The organism is Streptomyces sp. E-08 (genome assembly GCF_049913095.1).
Lineage (GTDB): Bacteria > Actinomycetota > Actinomycetes > Streptomycetales > Streptomycetaceae > Streptomyces.
This window is the reverse complement of record NZ_CP183971.1, coordinates 965,193-980,916: the sequence shown is the minus strand read 5'-3', so window position 1 is coordinate 980,916 and position 15,724 is coordinate 965,193. Positions and strand designations below refer to the sequence as shown.

At 74.7% G+C, this 15,724-nt stretch carries 12 protein-coding genes; 3 read left to right on the top strand and 9 right to left on the bottom strand.

Going from position 1 to position 15,724, the window contains the following annotated elements; genetic code table 11:
- Positions 1–6 precede the first annotated feature (6 nt).
- Positions 7–2,091, bottom strand: a complete 2,085-nt coding sequence (locus ACN9MM_RS04590; protein WP_426362412.1) for a SpoIIE family protein phosphatase — start codon at positions 2,089–2,091, stop codon at positions 7–9.
- 413 nt (positions 2,092–2,504) lie between these two features.
- Between ACN9MM_RS04590 and ACN9MM_RS04585 the strand changes: the two genes are divergently transcribed.
- Positions 2,505–5,900 carry an AfsR/SARP family transcriptional regulator gene (locus tag ACN9MM_RS04585; RefSeq protein WP_426362411.1) on the top strand — a complete coding sequence of 1,132 codons (3,396 nt, stop codon included), beginning with the start codon at positions 2,505–2,507 and terminating at the stop codon, positions 5,898–5,900.
- Here ACN9MM_RS04585 and ACN9MM_RS04580 read toward each other — a convergent pair.
- Entirely contained in the window at positions 5,897–6,754 is an 858-nt protein-coding gene (locus tag ACN9MM_RS04580) for a siderophore-interacting protein (protein WP_426362410.1), read from the bottom strand. The genes ACN9MM_RS04585 and ACN9MM_RS04580 overlap by 4 nt on opposite strands.
- Before the next feature lie 161 nt (positions 6,755–6,915).
- Here ACN9MM_RS04580 and ACN9MM_RS04575 point away from each other — a divergent pair, with 161 nt between their 5' ends.
- Both ACN9MM_RS04575 and ACN9MM_RS04570 read left to right on the top strand, forming a co-directional pair.
- The gene (locus ACN9MM_RS04575; RefSeq protein WP_382858620.1) at positions 6,916–7,116 is read left to right on the top strand and encodes a hypothetical protein; all 201 of its coding nucleotides are present in this window, start codon (positions 6,916–6,918) and stop codon (positions 7,114–7,116) included.
- Between the two features lie 376 nt (positions 7,117–7,492).
- A complete protein-coding gene (locus ACN9MM_RS04570; RefSeq protein WP_426362409.1) occupies positions 7,493–8,671 on the top strand; it encodes an acyl-CoA dehydrogenase family protein in 1,179 nt (392 codons plus the stop codon).
- A 71-nt stretch (positions 8,672–8,742) separates the two neighbouring features.
- Here the strand turns inward: ACN9MM_RS04570 and ACN9MM_RS04565 are convergent, their stop codons facing one another.
- From ACN9MM_RS04565 to ACN9MM_RS04535, 7 genes are all read right to left on the bottom strand, one after another.
- Positions 8,743–9,585, bottom strand: coding sequence for an NAD(P)H-binding protein (locus ACN9MM_RS04565; RefSeq protein WP_426362408.1), 843 nt, complete (start codon positions 9,583–9,585; stop codon positions 8,743–8,745).
- 17 nt (positions 9,586–9,602) lie between these two features.
- Positions 9,603–10,535, bottom strand: coding sequence for a ScbA/BarX family gamma-butyrolactone biosynthesis protein (locus tag ACN9MM_RS04560; protein ID WP_426362407.1), 933 nt, complete (start codon positions 10,533–10,535; stop codon positions 9,603–9,605).
- 93 nt (positions 10,536–10,628) lie between these two features.
- Positions 10,629–12,125, bottom strand: a complete 1,497-nt coding sequence (locus ACN9MM_RS04555; protein WP_426362406.1) for an FAD-dependent monooxygenase — start codon at positions 12,123–12,125, stop codon at positions 10,629–10,631.
- A 276-nt stretch (positions 12,126–12,401) separates the two neighbouring features.
- Positions 12,402–12,683, bottom strand: coding sequence for a pyrimidine/purine nucleoside phosphorylase (locus ACN9MM_RS04550; RefSeq protein WP_426362405.1), 282 nt, complete (start codon positions 12,681–12,683; stop codon positions 12,402–12,404).
- Positions 12,684–12,802: 119 nt separating this feature from the next.
- A complete protein-coding gene (locus tag ACN9MM_RS04545) occupies positions 12,803–13,369 on the bottom strand; it encodes a YciI family protein (protein WP_426362404.1) in 567 nt (188 codons plus the stop codon).
- Positions 13,370–13,421: 52 nt separating this feature from the next.
- Positions 13,422–14,300, bottom strand: a complete 879-nt coding sequence (locus ACN9MM_RS04540) for a potassium channel family protein (RefSeq protein WP_426362402.1) — start codon at positions 14,298–14,300, stop codon at positions 13,422–13,424.
- Positions 14,301–14,579: 279 nt separating this feature from the next.
- Positions 14,580–15,641: a helix-turn-helix transcriptional regulator gene (locus ACN9MM_RS04535; RefSeq protein WP_426362401.1), complete on the bottom strand. Its 1,062-nt coding sequence runs from the start codon at positions 15,639–15,641 to the stop codon at positions 14,580–14,582.
- Positions 15,642–15,724 lie beyond the last annotated feature (83 nt).

The window sequence follows — 15,724 nt, the reverse complement described above, 5'->3', positions numbered from 1 at the left end:
ACCTCCTCACCCACCGCCCGGGGCGGACTCCGCCGCCACCGGCGCCGGCCCGATCTCGCACCACACCGCCTTGCCCTCGCCGCGCGGCTCCACGCCCCACCGGGACGCGAGCGCGTCGAGCAGGAGGAGTCCGCGCCCCGAGGTGGCGGCCTCGCCGGGGGTGCGGCGCCGGGGCCAGGCGCTCGACCGGTCCTGCACGGAGAGCCGTACGCGCCGCACCGGCTCGGGCAGCACCTCCAGGGTCAGTACCGCGCCGCCCTCGGTGTGCAGCAGCACGTTCACGAGGAGCTCGCCCGTCAACAGCTCGGCGTCGTCCGCGAGTTCGTCCATGCCCCAGTCGCGGAGCGCCTGCCCCACGGCCGCGCGCGCGTCCGAGAGGCCCTGGGGGTCGGCCTGGTGGATGTACTGGTGGATGCGTGGCGCCCGGGGGGTGCCGGGGTCGGGGCTGCGCCGGAGCACCAGGAGCGCCACGTCGTCGCCCGAGCCCCACCGCTCCCAGAGACTCTCGGAGAGGTGGTCGGCGAGCGCCTCGGCCTGCGGCGGGCCGCTGCTGATCGCGGTCGAGAGAGCGCTGAGCCCGGACTCGATGTCCGAGCCGGGCTGTTCGACGAGCCCGTCCGTGCAGAGCACCAGCGTCTCGCCGGGCACGAGGTCGAGGCGGGTCTCCGGGAACTCCTCGTCCCCGAACACGGTCGCCAGGCCCAGCGGCAGCCCGCCCCGCAGCTTGGGCTGCCCGACCCGGCCGTCGGTGTGACGGATCAGCGGATCGAGATGCCCGGCCCGTACGGCGCGCAGGGTGCCGCTCGTCAGGTCCACCTGCGCGTACGTGCACGTCGCGAAGCGGTTGGTGTCGAGCTCGGCGAGGAAGCGCGAGGCCCGGGCGAGGACGGTCGACGGGGCGTGCCCCTCGCCCGCGTACGCGCGCAGCGCGATCCGCAGCTGCCCCATGATGGCGGCGGCGTGCGTGTCGTGGCCCTGGACGTCGCCGACGACGATCCCGACCCGGCCGCGGGGCAGCGGGATCACGTCGTACCAGTCGCCGCCGACCTGGCGTCCGCTCCACGCCGCGTGGTAGCGGACGGCGATCTCGCCGCCGGTGAACTGCGGGATCCGGCGCGGCAGCATCGTGGCCTGGAGTCCGGTCGCCAGCTCCCGCTCCTCGTCGAAGAGGATCGCCCGCTGGAGCGACTGGGCGACGATCGCCGCGAGACCGAGGGCGAGGTTGCGCTCGTCGGCGTTGAACGAGGTGCGGCCCCGGTAGAAGAGCGCCATGCCGCCCAGCGAACGCGCCTGCGCCACCAGGGGGAGGTAGCAGGCGGCCCGGAACTCCAGTCGTGCGACGTACGGGGCGAGTTCGGGGAAGTCCCGGCCCAGCGAGGGGAACGAGGACACGAACCGTGGCCGCCCGCTCAGTACCGCGTCCGCCAGCGGCAGCTTCCGGTCCAGACGGCGGCTGCGGAAGTCGTTGAGGATGTCGAGGGATTCGCCGCTCAGCGCGATGATGTTGAGCGAGCCGTTCTCGACGAGACCGAGCGCCAGACCGTCCGCGCCGAGCCGTGCGAGACCGCCCGGACCGGTCAGGGCGGCCGTCACGTCGTCCACGGTCACCGCGCGCGACAGCGCGTTCGTCGTCCGCTCGACGATGTTCGTCTGGACCTCGCGCCGCTTCTCCAGCTCCTGTACGAAGGCGAAGTGCGCGACCTCGGCGGTCGTGTCCCGGACGACGCCCACGATCCGCTTCGCGCGGCCGTCCGGGGAGCGCAGGATCCGCGCCTGCACATGGGTCCAGTGGGGTGATCCGTCGGCCTGCGGGATGGGGAAGTGCGCCGTGTACGACACCGCGCCGCCCTTGACCGCCTTCCGTACGACGCCCTCCAGCTTGGCCCGCTCGTCGGGGGCCAGACGCGTCACGAGCGTCACCGGGCGCCCGTCGTAGGCGTCCGGGGCCACGCCGAAGAGCAGCAGCCCGGACTCGTCGACATCGATGGTGCCCGTGTCGAGATCCCAGTCGAAGCTGCCGGTCCGGTTCATGGCGAGCCACTCGGCGGGCCCGATCTCGCCACTGCGCGTACGCCGGTCGTCATCGGTCATCCTCCCCATTGTCGAACCCGCACCCCGCGGACGCCATGGCGGTGACACGGCGTGGCGCGAGTTCGCCGCGAGGCGCACAGCTCCCGCGCACCGCACCGGGACCCCGGGCCTCCGGGCGCGGCCGGACCCGCCGAGCGCGGGCGTGGGGCGCTCGGGGGTGGCGGGACCGGGGTCGCCCGGGCCTGAGGTGCTCGGGTGTGGCCGGACCCGAACCACCGGGCTCGGGTCCTTGGGGGGTGGCGGGACCGGGGGCGCCGGGCCTGGCCTACTCGGGTGTGGCCGGACCCGAACCACCAGGCCTCGGGCCCTCGGGCGTGCCCGGCCCCGAGTCACCGGGCCGGGGCCCCGGGCGCGGCCGGATCCCGACGGCAACCGCGCTTCGGCCGATCAGTGTGCCGGGGCAGAATGGGCCGGTGCAGTCGTCCTACCGTGTTCTCGGTCCGTGCCAGGCCTTCCGTACCGACGACGGTACGGAGGCCGCCCTGAGTGGTGCCAGGCTCAGGGCCCTTCTCACCGCGCTCGCCGCGGCCGGCGGACGCGCCGTGAGCCCTGGCGCGCTCATCGGCCAGGTCTGGGCCGACGGCGACCCGGCCGACGACCAGGACCGTACGGCGGCGCTCCAGGCCCTCGTCGGCAGGCTGCGCCGCGCGCTCGGCCGCGAGGCCGTCGTCTCCGCACCCGGCGGCGGCTACCGGCTCGCCGCCGGGCCGGACGCCGTCGACCTGTACCGCTTCGAACGGCTCGCCGCCGACGGCGCCACCGCCCTCGCCGCCGGCCACGCCGAACGGGCGGCCGCGCTCCTCGACGAAGCCCTCGGGCTGTGGCGCGGGCCCGCCCTCGCGGACCTGCCCGGCCGGGACACCGACCCCCTGGTCGTACGCGTCGAGCAGCGGCACGCCCAGGCGCGGCGCGACCGGCTCGCCGCCGACCTGGCACTCGGGCGGGCCGCCGCCGTGCTCGCGCCCCTCGCCGCGCTCGCCGCCGGGCAGCCGCTCGACGAACCCCTCCAGGCGCTGCGGATCCGCGCCCTGCGGGCGGCAGGACGGCCCGCCGAGGCCCTCGCGGCGTACGAGGAGGTACGCGTGGCCCTCGCGGACCGGCTCGGCACGGACCCGGGGCCGGAGCTGCGCTCCCTGCACACCGAACTCCTCGCGGAGAAGGCCCCCGTACCGGCCGCGCCCCCGGCCCGGTCCGCGACGGCGGGCACCGTCCCCGCGCGCCTGACCTCGTTCATCGGCCGGTCCGGTGAACTGGGCGCGCTCGCCGCCGCCTGGGAGGGGCGACGGCTCGTCACGCTCACAGGGCCGGGCGGCGTGGGCAAGACGCGGCTCGCCCTGGAGGCGGCCGGGACGTACGAGGGCCCCGTCCATCTCGCCGAACTCGCCTCCGTGCGCGAGGAGTCCACGGTCGCCGCCGCCGTCCTCACCGCCCTGGGCGCCCGCGACACCCAGCTCTGGCACACGCCGGCCGTGGCCCCCTCCGGACCGAAGGACCGGTTCGCCGGCCTCGTCGAGCACTGCGCCGGGCGCCGGATGCTGCTGGTCCTCGACAACTGCGAGCACGTCGTCGCCGAGGCGGCGGAGCTCGCGCAGGCGCTCCTCACGCGCTGTCCGGGCGTGACGGTCCTCGCCACGAGCCGGGAGCCCCTGGGGGTGCCGGGGGAGGAGGTACGGCCCCTGGGGCCGCTGCCCGGGGACATGGCGCTCCGGCTCCTCGCGGAGCGGGGCACGGCGGCGCGCCCCGGGTTCGACCCGGCGGAGGACCCGGAGGCGGCGGAGGAGATCTGCCGTCGCCTCGACGGGCTGCCGCTGGCGATCGAACTGGCGGCGGCGCGGCTGCGGATGCTGTCGGCCCGTCAGATCGCGGACCGGCTCGACGACCGCTTCCGGTTGCTGACCTCGGGCGCGCGGACCGTGCTGCCGCGTCAGCAGACCCTGCGGGCGGTGGTGGACTGGTCCTGGGACCTCCTCGACGAGACCGAACGCGCGGTGCTGCGGCGGCTCGCGGTGTTCGCGGGCGGGTGCGACCTGACGGCGGCGGAGGCGGTGTGCGCGGACGGTGGGGCAACGGAACCCCCGGCCGCCCTCACGCCGGTCGCCCTCACCCCGGACGCGCCCGACGCCCGGGACGGCCGCGTCCCGGACCCGGCGGCCGTGCCGAGCGACGGAGTCCTCGACGTGCTCGGCGCCCTTGTCGACAAGTCGCTCGTCGTCGCCGCCCCGGACGATGGCGGGATGCGCTTCCGGCTCCTGGAGACCGTGGCCGAGTACGCGGGGGAGCGGCTGGACGAGGCCGGGGAGCGGGCGGCGGCCGAGCGCCGGCACCTCACGTACCACCGGGAGCTCGCCCGCCGGACCGACCCGGAGCTGCGCGGTCCCGGCCAGGTGGCCGCCGTCGCCCGCCTGGAGCGGGAGCACGACAACCTGCGCGGCGCCCTCCGGACGGCCGTGGCGCTCGGCGACGAGCAGGAGGTGCTCTGCCTCGTCCACGCGCTCAGCTGGTTCTGGCAGCTCCGCAACCACCAGGTCGACGCCCGCACCTGGGCCGCCGAGGCCGGCCGACTCGGCCCCGACCCCTTCCGGGAACCCGTCCGCCCCGCCGGACCGCTGGAGGGCCGGTGCCTGGACGTGCCGCCGCCGTGGACCGGCGAGCGGCTGTGGGAGGCACGGCGCGGCGGCCGGCTGTACGCCCTCGCGACCGAGGGCGGCGAGGGCGGCGAGGGTACGAGCTTCCTCGAACGGCCCGAGACCCGCGCCCGGCTCTCCGGCCTGGTCGCCGCGTACCGCCCCGGCCTCCCGCAGACCTGCCGGCAGCCGGGCACGATGTGGTACTTCGCCCGGCTCATGACCGGGGAGCTCACCGGCCTCGACGAGACGCTGACCCTGATCGTGGACGCCTGCCGCGCCCACGGCCCCGGCTGGGACCTGGGCTTCGCGCTCCTCATGCGGGCCAAGCTCGCCGGTCACGGCACCGACGCCGCCGAGGCGCTCGCCCTCTTCGAGGCCGCCGGGGACGCCTGGGGCATCGCGGAGTCCCACGCCGCCCGGGGCGAGGTCTACGAACGGGAGGACCGGCTCGCCGAGGCCGCCGCCGACTTCGAGCGGGCCACCGAGGCCGCCGCCCGGGTCGGCGCCCGCTCCCAGGTGCCCGTCTTCACGGCCCGCCTCGCGGCCGTACGGCTCCGCCTCGCCCCGGAGGGGGACGCGGCGGCCGAACGGCTCCTGGCCGAAGCCGCCGACGAGGCCGGGCAGTGGGGCGCGGAGGCCGCCGGCACCGGCCGGCTGCTGCTCGCCCAGCACTACGGCCTGACCGGTCGCACCGGCCTCGCCCGCGCGCAGCTCGCGCTCCTGGAGAAGGAGTTCGGCGAGGTCACCCCGGCGCTCTTCTGGGGTCTCGTCGGCGGGACGTGGGCGTGGCTCGACTGCCTCGACGGCGACCATGACCGGGCCCTGGAGCGGCTCGCCCGGTCCGTCGTCGACATCGAGACCCTCGCCCACCTGGTCGCCCCGCACCTCGTCGTCGCCCAGTTCGGGACCGCCGCCTGGGCCCGCGGCGGACGCGGAGCACCGGGCGACGCCGGGACGGGCGCGCGGCTCCTCGGCGCGTACGACACCCACGCCGGCTCCGACACCGGCGGCGGCTTCCGTCCCTTCACCCCGAGGACGGAGGCCGCGATCCGTGTCCGCGCCGAGGCCGTTCTCCGCGCCGCGCTGCCCCCGGAGACGTACACCCGCAGGTACGAGGAGGGCGCGGGCCTCTCCCTCAGGGCGGCCGCCGACCTCGTCCGCGCCCCGGCGGACGCCGGCTAGCCGAGCGACAGGCGCTCGCGTGCCTCGGCCAGGTCCTCCGGGGTCGGCGCGTCGTCCTGGGTGAGTCGGCGGCGCCAGTACCCGGTGAAGTGCACCGAGCGCCGGTCGACACCCCGCTCCTCCACGAGGTGGCGCCGCAGCCCGCGCACCGCCGAGGCCTCGCCCGCGAGCCACGCGTACGGCCGGCCGGGCGGCAGGGTGTCCGCCCGCACGGCCTCGGCCGGCGAGTCGCCGTCGCGCAGGCGGCGCACGGTCAGGTCGCCCGCCGTCGGCAGCGGCTGCTCCTCGGCCGCGTCGGAGACCTGGACGTACGCGAGGGCCCGCTGCCCCGGCGGGAGCGCGGCGACGACCGTGGCGAGCGCGGGGAGGGCGCAGGCGTCGGCGTACAGGAGTGTCCAGTCGCCGGCGCCCGGATCGACGGGGACCGCGAAGGCCGCCGACGGGCCGAACATGCCCAGCACGTCGCCGGGGCGCGCCGACCCGGCCCACCGTGTCGCGGGGCCCGCGTCCTCGCCCTCCCCGTGGAGGAGGAAGTCGACGTCGACGGTCCCGGCCGCCGGGTCGTGCGCACGCAGGGTGTAGCTCCGCATCCACGGGCGGTCCGCCTCGGGGAGCGCCGCGTAGGCCCCGTACCAGCGCATCGCGTCGTCGTCGGGCCCGGGCACCGGCAGCACCGGCTCCGTCCGGCCCGGCCGGGGGAAGAACAGCTTCACCTGCTGGTCGGGGCCCGCGAGCGTGAAGCCGTCGAGGCTCGGGCCGCCGAGGGTGATCCGGCGCATGCGCGGGGTCACCGGGCGGACGGCGATGACCGTCAGGCGGTGCAGGGGCAGGGGCGCGGAGGGGTTGTGGGGCATCGACGGCTCCTCGTCGGGAGGCGGGTCTGGGCCCCCACCCTCCCCGGGCCGGTCGACACGCCGTCGACACCCCGTCGACACGGGAGGGCCGCGGCCCCGGATGCGCGCACGGGGAGCGGACACGAGAATGGCGAGTGCCGGACGCACACGTAGGAGGCGGAATGAACGCTGAGCCCGACAAGACGTCCCAGGGGGACTTCCCGACGCCCGACCGGCTGCTGCACACAGGGTCGGAGGGCGAATTCACGCCGGAGGACGTGGTCCTCGCCTCCGGCCGTGACGTGAATCCGAAGAACCTCGCCTGGGCGGAACGCCGCATGGCCGAGAAGGGCCGCGCCTGCATGGACGAGCTCCTGCCCTAGGCCCTGTCGTCACACTCCCGTCGTCGCCCGAAGGGCGGCCCCGCGGCGTCAGGTGCGTGCTCTCGGCGTGCCGGGCGCGAGCCCTCGTACTGGACGTACTCGGGCTTGTGCCCGGTGCGGCGAGAGCGCGTGCATGGCGTCGCGGGGCAGGCGGGAGTTTGACGACAGGGCCTAGGAACGCACACCTCCCTCCCGCAGCCCCGGATCGGTCGCTCCGATCCGGGGCCGTGGGCCTTTCGGAAGGGTCTCGAGGCTTCCGCATTTGTGGAACACGTTCTACCGTGGCCGCCGTCGCGCGTCGCACCGCACGGGGACGCGGCGGACACCGCACGGACATCGCGCGGACACCGACGGACGCCCGCCACGGGAGGACGCCATGCACCTCGAGTACACGCCCGCACAGAACAGCCTGCGCGCCGAGCTGCGGGCGTACTTCGCCGGGCTGGTCCCGGACGACGTCCACACCCGTTACGCGGACCCGGCCGCCCAGAAGCGCTTCTACCGGGAGACCGTGCGGCGCCTCGGCACCGACGGCTGGCTCGGGGTGGGCTGGCCCGCCGAGTACGGCGGGCGCGGGCTGACCCCCATGGAACAGTTCATCTTCTTCGACGAGGCCGCGCAGGCCGGCGTGCCGCTGCCGCTGATGGCGCTGAACACCGTGGGCCCGACGATCATGCGGTACGGCACGGACGAGCAGAAGGCGTACTTCCTGCCCCGGATCCTGTCCGGGGAGATCGACTTCGCCATCGGCTACAGCGAGCCCGACGCGGGCACCGACCTGGCCGCCCTGAAGACCCGCGCGGTACGGGAGGGGGACACGTACGTCGTCAACGGACAGAAGATCTGGACGACGAACGGCGACACAGCCGACTGGGTCTGGCTCGCCGTCCGCACGGACCCCGACGCCCCGCCTCACAAGGGCATCACCATGCTCCTCGTGCCGACGAGCGACCCCGGCTACTCCTGCACGATCATCAACACCCTCGCCTCGCACGACACCACCGCGAGCTACTACGACGACGTCCGCGTCCCCGTCTCCCGCCGTGTCGGCGAGGAGAACAAGGGCTGGCGGCTCATCACCAACCAGCTCAACCACGAGCGCGTGACCCTCGCGGCCCACGGCACCATGGCGATCCGCGCCCTCCACGACGTGCAGCGCTGGGCCGCCGGCACCCCGCTCTCCGACGGCCGCAGGGTCATCGACCTGCCCTGGGTGCGGCGCACCCTGGCCCGCACCCATGCCCGGCTCGACGCGATGAAGCTGCTCAACTGGCAGATGGTGAGCGCCGTCCAGAACGGCAGCCTCACCCCCCAGGACGCCTCCGCCGTCAAGGTGTACGGCTCCGAGGCCCGGCGCGACGCGTACGCCGCCCTCATGGAGGTCGTCGCCGCGGCGGGCGCCCTCAAGGAGGGTTCGGCGGGCGCCGTCCTCCACGGCGAACTGGAACGGGGCTACCGCTCGGCCGTCATCTTCACCTTCGGCGGCGGCAACAACGAGATCCAGCGCGAGATCATCTCCTGGATCGGCCTGGGCATGCCCCGCGTCCGCCGATAGGGGAGTGTCCTGGCGATCGCGTCCCGCCGCACGGCCTGACGCAGCTGGCCTCCGCCGGGCCGGCGGACCGGTCAGGCGAACGCCTGCGCGTGGTCCGCCGCCCAGGTGGCGAAGGTCCGAGCGGGCCGTCCCAGTATCGCGGGCACCGCGGAGTCCACCCGTGCCTTCGCGCCGGCCTGCTGGCGCCCCGCGCTGTGCAGGAGCGCGTCGGCGATCACCTCGGGGTAGCGGTCCAGCATGGCGGAGCGGGCCCGCTCCGGCCCGAGTTCCTCGAAGCGCAGCGGTCGGCCCAGCACCTTCGAGAGCACAGCGGTCTGTTCGAGCGCAGTGACCGCCTCCGGACCGGACAGCGCGTGCACGCGGCCCTCCTGCCCGTCCTGGGTCAGAGCGTGCACCGCCACCTCGGCGATGTCGCGCGGGTCCACGCAGGCGTTGGCCGACTCCCCGTAGAGCGCGCGCACGACGCCCTCGGAACGGATGGCCGGTGCCCAGGACAGCGTGTTGGACATGAAGGACCGGGGACGCAGCAGGGTCCACGCCAGTCCCGATTCCCGCAGGGCCCGCTCGTTCTCGCGCTGCCAGCGGGTGATGAGGTCGTCCGCCTCCGGATCCTCCACGGCGGCCGCGGAGAGCTTGACCACGTGCCGTACGCCGCAGGCCCGGGCCGCGTCGATGAACCGTGCGTCGTCCTCCTCAGCCACCCGGTTGGTGACCAGGAAGGCGGCGTGGACTCCCGTGAGCGCCCGGTGGAGGCTTTCGGGGTCCGTGAAGCCGCCGCGGACCACGGTGACGGCGGGCCCTTGGACGGTGGCGAGCTCGGGTCGCCTCGTGAGGATGCGCAGCGGCCGGCTGGGGGCGAGCAGGCGGGCGACCTCCCGCCCTACCGTGCCGGTTGCTCCGGTGACAAGGATCATGTCTGCGTTACCGTCCGTCAGCGGGTGGGAAGGGCCGAGGAGAGCTCGGCGAGGAACACCGCACCGTCGTCCTGGCTTCCCGTGATGGTGACGCCGGTCGTTCCGGCGCGCGATGTGGGCAGGGCGTGGGCCCGTATCCAGCAGGGGGTGCCGAACTCCGCGTAGCGCTGGAAGCTTATGCGTCCCGAGGAGGGGACGAACGGCTGGGACGGCGTCTCCAGTTCGGCCGCCTGCCTGGCTGCTTCGAGGAGCAGCATTCCGGGCACGTGGTCCTTCTCGCCCTGGAACAGGATCGGGTGCCTGGTGTCGACCCGCAGCTGCCACAGCTGGTCCTGCGGGGTGGGCGAGAGCAGGACGTCCTCCGCGCGCGACCGGCCGACGAGCGAGGCCGTCACCGGAGGGGTCCGCGGGACCTCGAATCCCGGGACGGCACGGTCGCCCCGTACCCGCCGGTAGGCCTCTGGGCCGACGATCCGCCCCGTGATGGTGCCCGTGGAGACGACGGCCCCCGCGCGGCGCACGACCATGTCGACCCGGAGAGCGGAGACGTGCCCACGGGCCCGCTTCACATCGGAGCAGACCACCTGCACCTCCACCTCCCCGGGCCCGTCGTCGATGGCGAGCTGGTGCATGCGGCAGGTGAACTGCAACTCCGCCAGGAGGAAGTGGTGCCCTACCGGAATGCCGTACCCGGCGTGCAGTACGAGCAGGGTGGCCTGGCGCATGGTCTCGGTGACGAGCAGGGGATCGTAGCGGCGGCCGGGCACCGGTATGAAGTAAGGGTGTTCACCGGGCCAGTGGGCGATGACCGAATAGTGGTGGTCCTGCGTCTGCGTCCAGCTGACCGGGAAGGCGTCGGCCTCCCTGGCGCGGTGCAGCTGAGCCAGTGACGCGGGGAAAGGCCCGCTGGGCGACCGGAGGCTTCCCTCGTCGATCGTCGTGGTGTTCATGAGATCCCCCGTGGACTCCCGCGGCGGCGACAGGCGAGCCGCACCCGAAACAAGATCCAACCAGGCAGATGATCCTATACGTCGATCAGGTCATTACTCAACGAAGGGATCCACGTCACGGGGCTCGCCGAACCACCGGCGCAGCGCGTCCGTGAGGTCACCCGCGTCCGGTGCCCAGGCGATATGGCCGTCAGGACGCACCAGCACCGCGTCGCACGGGAGGGCGGCATCCGGTGAGGCGGCGACGGTGTTCAGCACATGGGCCCAGCCCCGGGCCGCCTCGCCGTACGCCGCGGCCTGCTCGCCGGACAGGAGAAGCAGGGGCCGGCTGTCGGGCAGCAGCCCCGTGACGTCCTGCGGCTCCGCGCCGTCCCTCACCGTGACGTTCTCCAGGAACCGCCCCTCCCACCGGGAGGCGAAGCCCGAGCGAGCCGGGTACACCGTCTCCTGCGCGCTGATCAGGTCGCCCACGTGCCGGCGGGCCTGCTCCAGCGTCAGCAGCTCGGAGACCATCGCGCGGAGCGGGTCGAGTTCGGGGGCGGGACGCATCAGCGTCAGCTGGACGCGAGTGTTGTCGATGACCCGCTGCGCGGCCGGCCTGCGCTCGTCGTCGTACGTGTCGAGCAGCCCCTCGCCCGCCGTTCCCCGCACGGCGTGGGCCAGCTTCCAGCTCAGGTTGAGCGCGTCGACCACTCCGGTGCTCAACCCCTGCCCGCCGATCGGGAAGTGCACGTGAGCGGCGTCCCCCGCCAGGAACACGCGGTCCTTGCGGTAGTGGCGCACCAGCCGGGTGAAGTCGCTGAACCGGGTCACGGAGAGCGCATCCTCCATCGGGATGTCGTATCCGGCGATCCGGGACGCCTCGTCCTGCAGTTCCCGCACGGTCGCCTGGGTGCGCCGGTGCGGATGGGGCCCGTCGCAGTCGAGCGTGCGGATGAGGCTGTGCCCGTCGGGGACGGGCTTCGCGATGACCCAGCCCCGCTCGGTACGGCACCAGCCCCGCGGCGCCTTGTCGGGCTCGAGCAGCCGGACCAGGCCCATCATCGCCGAGACCGTCGCGGGGTGGGTGTCCTCGGTGAAGCCGGCCTCCCGGCGTACGGTGCTGCGCGCGCCGTCGGCCCCGACCAGGAAGCCGGCGCTGTACGTGTGCTCGCCCCCGGGTCCTTCGGCCACCACCTCGACCCCGTCGGGCCCCTGGCGCAGCGCGGTCACCCGGTGGTCGCGCAGCACGGTCACCCCGCGATCCCGGGCCCGTTCCTCGAACTCCCGCTCCAGATCGGCCTGTGCGCGCTTGAGGATGGGCTCCGGCTCGGCCGCGGGGACCGTGATCGTCAGCCCGGGCATTCCGGCGAAGTGGAACGGCTCGGTCACCGGAGCATCCGAGAACCGCGGCAGCCCGAGGTAGCCCCGCCGGGTCAGCGCCTGCACGGCCCTGGCGTGGACGGTCCCGGCCTTGGGCTGACCGGAGGTCGCACTCTTCTCCTCCAGCACCACGACATCGATGCCGTACGCCCCCAGCTCGGCGGCGATCAGCATGCCGACCGGTCCGCCTCCGACGACGACTATCTCGGTGTGCGTGGCAGTGCGCATGGCAGGTTCGCTCCTCCGCCGGTCGATGTGTGCAGCGGCTGAGGGCTGTTTCCTCGTGGTTCCGCCGATCCGCCGGGCCTTCTCCGGGAATCCCGTTCAGCCGTGGTGATCGAATCTAGTACAGCAGTACGGCTGTGTGGGGTGGTCACGGCCCTGCGTCACCCAGGGGGCGCGGGCGGCGCGGCACGGTGAACTCCGAGGCGGGCCCGGAGCGGGCCCCGCAACACCCTTCAGGGCCTGATCCGACGGACAGGCCCTCGACCCGTCCTCGGACGGTCAGCGGTACTCGCAGAGGTAGGCGGTGTCCACCGCGACCCTGAGCTGGAACCTGCTGTCCCCGGGGACCTTGAACTCGTCCCCGGCGGCGAAGGTCTCCCACGCGTCGGCGCCCGGCAGCCTGACCGTCAGGGCGCCGCTGACCACGTGCATGATCTCCGGGGCGGCCGTGCCGAACTCGTACTCGCCCGGAGCCATGACGCCGATGGTCGCCGGGCCCTGCTCCTGAGTGAACGCGATCGACTTGACCGTGCCGTCGAAGTACTCGTTGACCGTAAACATGGGCATCCTCGGTGAGATCGGGCGGCGGAGGCGGCCGGGCATCACCCTCCGGCCGCGGGTAGGGGGCACCTTAGACGGGGCCGGGGCGGCGCCCCCGGCCGGTCTCACCAGCTGGATGGTCAGGTCGTCGGGCGGCCGCCGAAGGCCCAGTCGTGGACCTCGATCCCGGCATACCGGTCGGGGGTCCGCAGCACCGCCGCGGCCGCCGCCCCGTCCGGGGCGCGGACCAGGGCCGCCGTGCCCACCCAGGTGGCGCCGTCGTCGGACAGCAGCGGGCCATAGGCGATCAGGTCGTCCCCGTCCACCGCGGCGGCCGGGGGCGTGAGGTCGACGGGCTCGCCCTCGCCGAGGCCCAGGACCAGGTAGCGGTTGCCGCCCTCGCGGCCGCCGGGGAACTCCCACATCGTCCGCCCCAGGACGTTGCGCCACCGCCTCACCAGGACGTCCCGGTACGCCCCGGCCTGGTAGTTGGGTTCGTCGAAGGCGAACGCCCGGGCCGCGGCGACGTCGGGCAGGTCGACGATGTGCACGCTTCCGGTACACGTCTCGCCCGCCGCGTCGAAGGTCGGCCCGCGGGCGATCAGCTGTTCCGCGAAGCCGTCCATGTACGCCCAGTGCGCCTCGACGAGGGCCTGCCGCAGGGGCATCGATCCGGGCCGGTCACGGTGGTAGCAGAGGAATTCCATGGGCCCAGGATGTGGGGCCGGAGCGATCATGTCGAGGGGATATCGCCCCACGTCACGGCTGTGCGGGGCGGCGTCCGTGGTCCCTCGCGTACGCCGTGAACACCTCCTCGGGAGTCCCGCCCGTGCGCAGGAAGCGCTCGTCGAGGACGCCGGCCAGGTCGTCGAGCGCCGTGCGCAGGACCGACCCGGACAGCCGGACGTCCGGACGACGCGCCCGCTCCGCCCTCCCCGCCAGGCCGACCGCGTGGCCCAGCTGGCCGGCCAGGGAGATCTTCTCGTCCCCGTCGTAGAAGTAGTACGACTCGGCGTACTGCAGGAAGTCCACGGTCACCGTCGCGAGCGCCGAGGCGAGACCGTCGAGGAGCGCGGCGCCCCCGGCGCAGTCGAGGGATCCGCCCGGGACGCGGCCGCGGCGCAGATGGGACAGCCGCAGGGCGAGCGCCCTGCGGCGGGCGAGGGCCGGGTAGATGCCCAGGACCCAGGCGACGGTCGCCGACAGCAGGGCGAACCCCACCAGCGCCTCCAGCGGCGCGAGGATGCGCAGCCACCCCGACGTCGGCGCGATGTCGCCGAGGCCGAGGGTGGCCAGGGTGACCAGTGAGACGTACAGCGCGTCGACCGGGGACGCGTGCTCCGAGGGCCTCAGCCCCGTGGCGTACGAGAAGTCCTCCGGCATGTGGGGCCAGTAGATGAGGCCCCAGCCGGTGGCGACGACGAGCGACCAGACGGCGACGACCGTCATCATGCCCACCGGCCCCGCGAGACCGACGGGCCGCCACCGCTCCCCGTGATGGGCCGAGAGCCGCCACACGCCCCGCATCACCAGCCTGCTCAGCCCGCCGTGCCGGGTGGGGTGCCAGATGGTGTGGAAGACGTCCCGCAGGATGAACAGGATCAGGGCCGCTCCCGCGAGGACGGACAGCCACGTCATGCCGCCACCGTCCGCTCCGCGCCCGTCCACGCGGACCGGTCGACACACTCGCAGGCCATGCATCGAGCATGCGCGGACGGGCGGCTCCCCGCACGGTGACGGCGGTCAGGCGCCCCGGACGGACGTCCGCGTCAGGCGTCCCGGTCGGACGCCCGCGTCAGGCGTCCCGGTCGGACGCCTGGGTCGGGCGTCCCGGTCGGACGCTCGGGTCACGCGTCCCGGTCGGACGTCCGCGTCAGGCGTCCCGCTCAGGCGCCGGGGCAGCAGGCCGTGGCCGCGTCAGACGCCCAGCGCCCGGGCGAGGAGCACGCGCCGGTGGTGCGTGGACGTCTTCGCGAAGACCGACTTCAGGTGGTCCTGGACCGTGTGCGCGGACAGGGCCATCGCGGCGGCCACCTCACGGCTGTCGGCCCCCTCCGCCAGGTGACCGAGCAGTTCCGTCTCGCGCGCGCTCAGACCGTGGGCCCGGCAGAAGACGTCCAGTCGGTCGGCCGGGGTCGTCTCCTCGATCGTCACGGCGATCTCCCGGTCCGACCCCGCCCCGCCGTCCCCCCGTTCGTCGCCGACGCGGGCCGCGCGCAGGGTCAGCCACAGGCCGTCGGCGAGGTGGACGCGCGCGCGGGGCGGGCCCGGGTCGACGCCCGCCTCGCGCGCCAGGAGCTGGGCGGCCACGTTGTACGCGGCCGCCGGCACCGGCGCGCGGCCCTCCTCCGGCGGGACCAGGCCCGCCAGAATTGCGGCGGCCTCGGGCGTCTGGCCGCGCACCCGCAGATCGGGCGCGAGCAGCATCACCAGGGGGCCCGGCCGTCCGGCGCCCGGCGGACGGGCGGGGAAGGCCGCGGCCTGGGCCCGGCGCAGGGCCTCCGTGACCGGCCCCGCGACCTCGTCCAGGTACGTCAGGTCGGCGGCGCCGAACTCCGCCCCGTACCGCCACAGGTCCAGGAACCCCCAGCAGCCGAACCGGTCCCGGAACACCACCGACGCCACGTCCCGCACCCCGTGCGGCCGCAGCAGCTCCTCCCACAGCGGCCCCCGGGCACCCTCCGGAAGGCCGCTCAGTGCGGCCGCGCCGGTCAGCGACGTCCAGCGGTCCGCCCGGGTCAGGTACTTGAGCCGGATCAGCCGCGGCAGCTCCGGCAGGAACGGCACCCGGGCCACCGGCGAGCACCCGACCGAGGTCACCGGGTCCGTCAGCAGGAACGCGAAGGACTCCGACCCCAACAGCCCCCGGAACTCCCGGAGGAGCAGCACCCGCAGCGTGTGCGCACCACCGGCCCCCGCCGACTCGCAGATCCGCAGCACGCGCGCGCGTGAGCGGGCGTGCGCCGGGGGAAGGGCCATGCGCGGAGCGTACGGCCCGGAACCCCAGACATCTGGGATGGACGCGACCGCGCGTCCCTCCGACGCTGGAGGTGTCACCGACC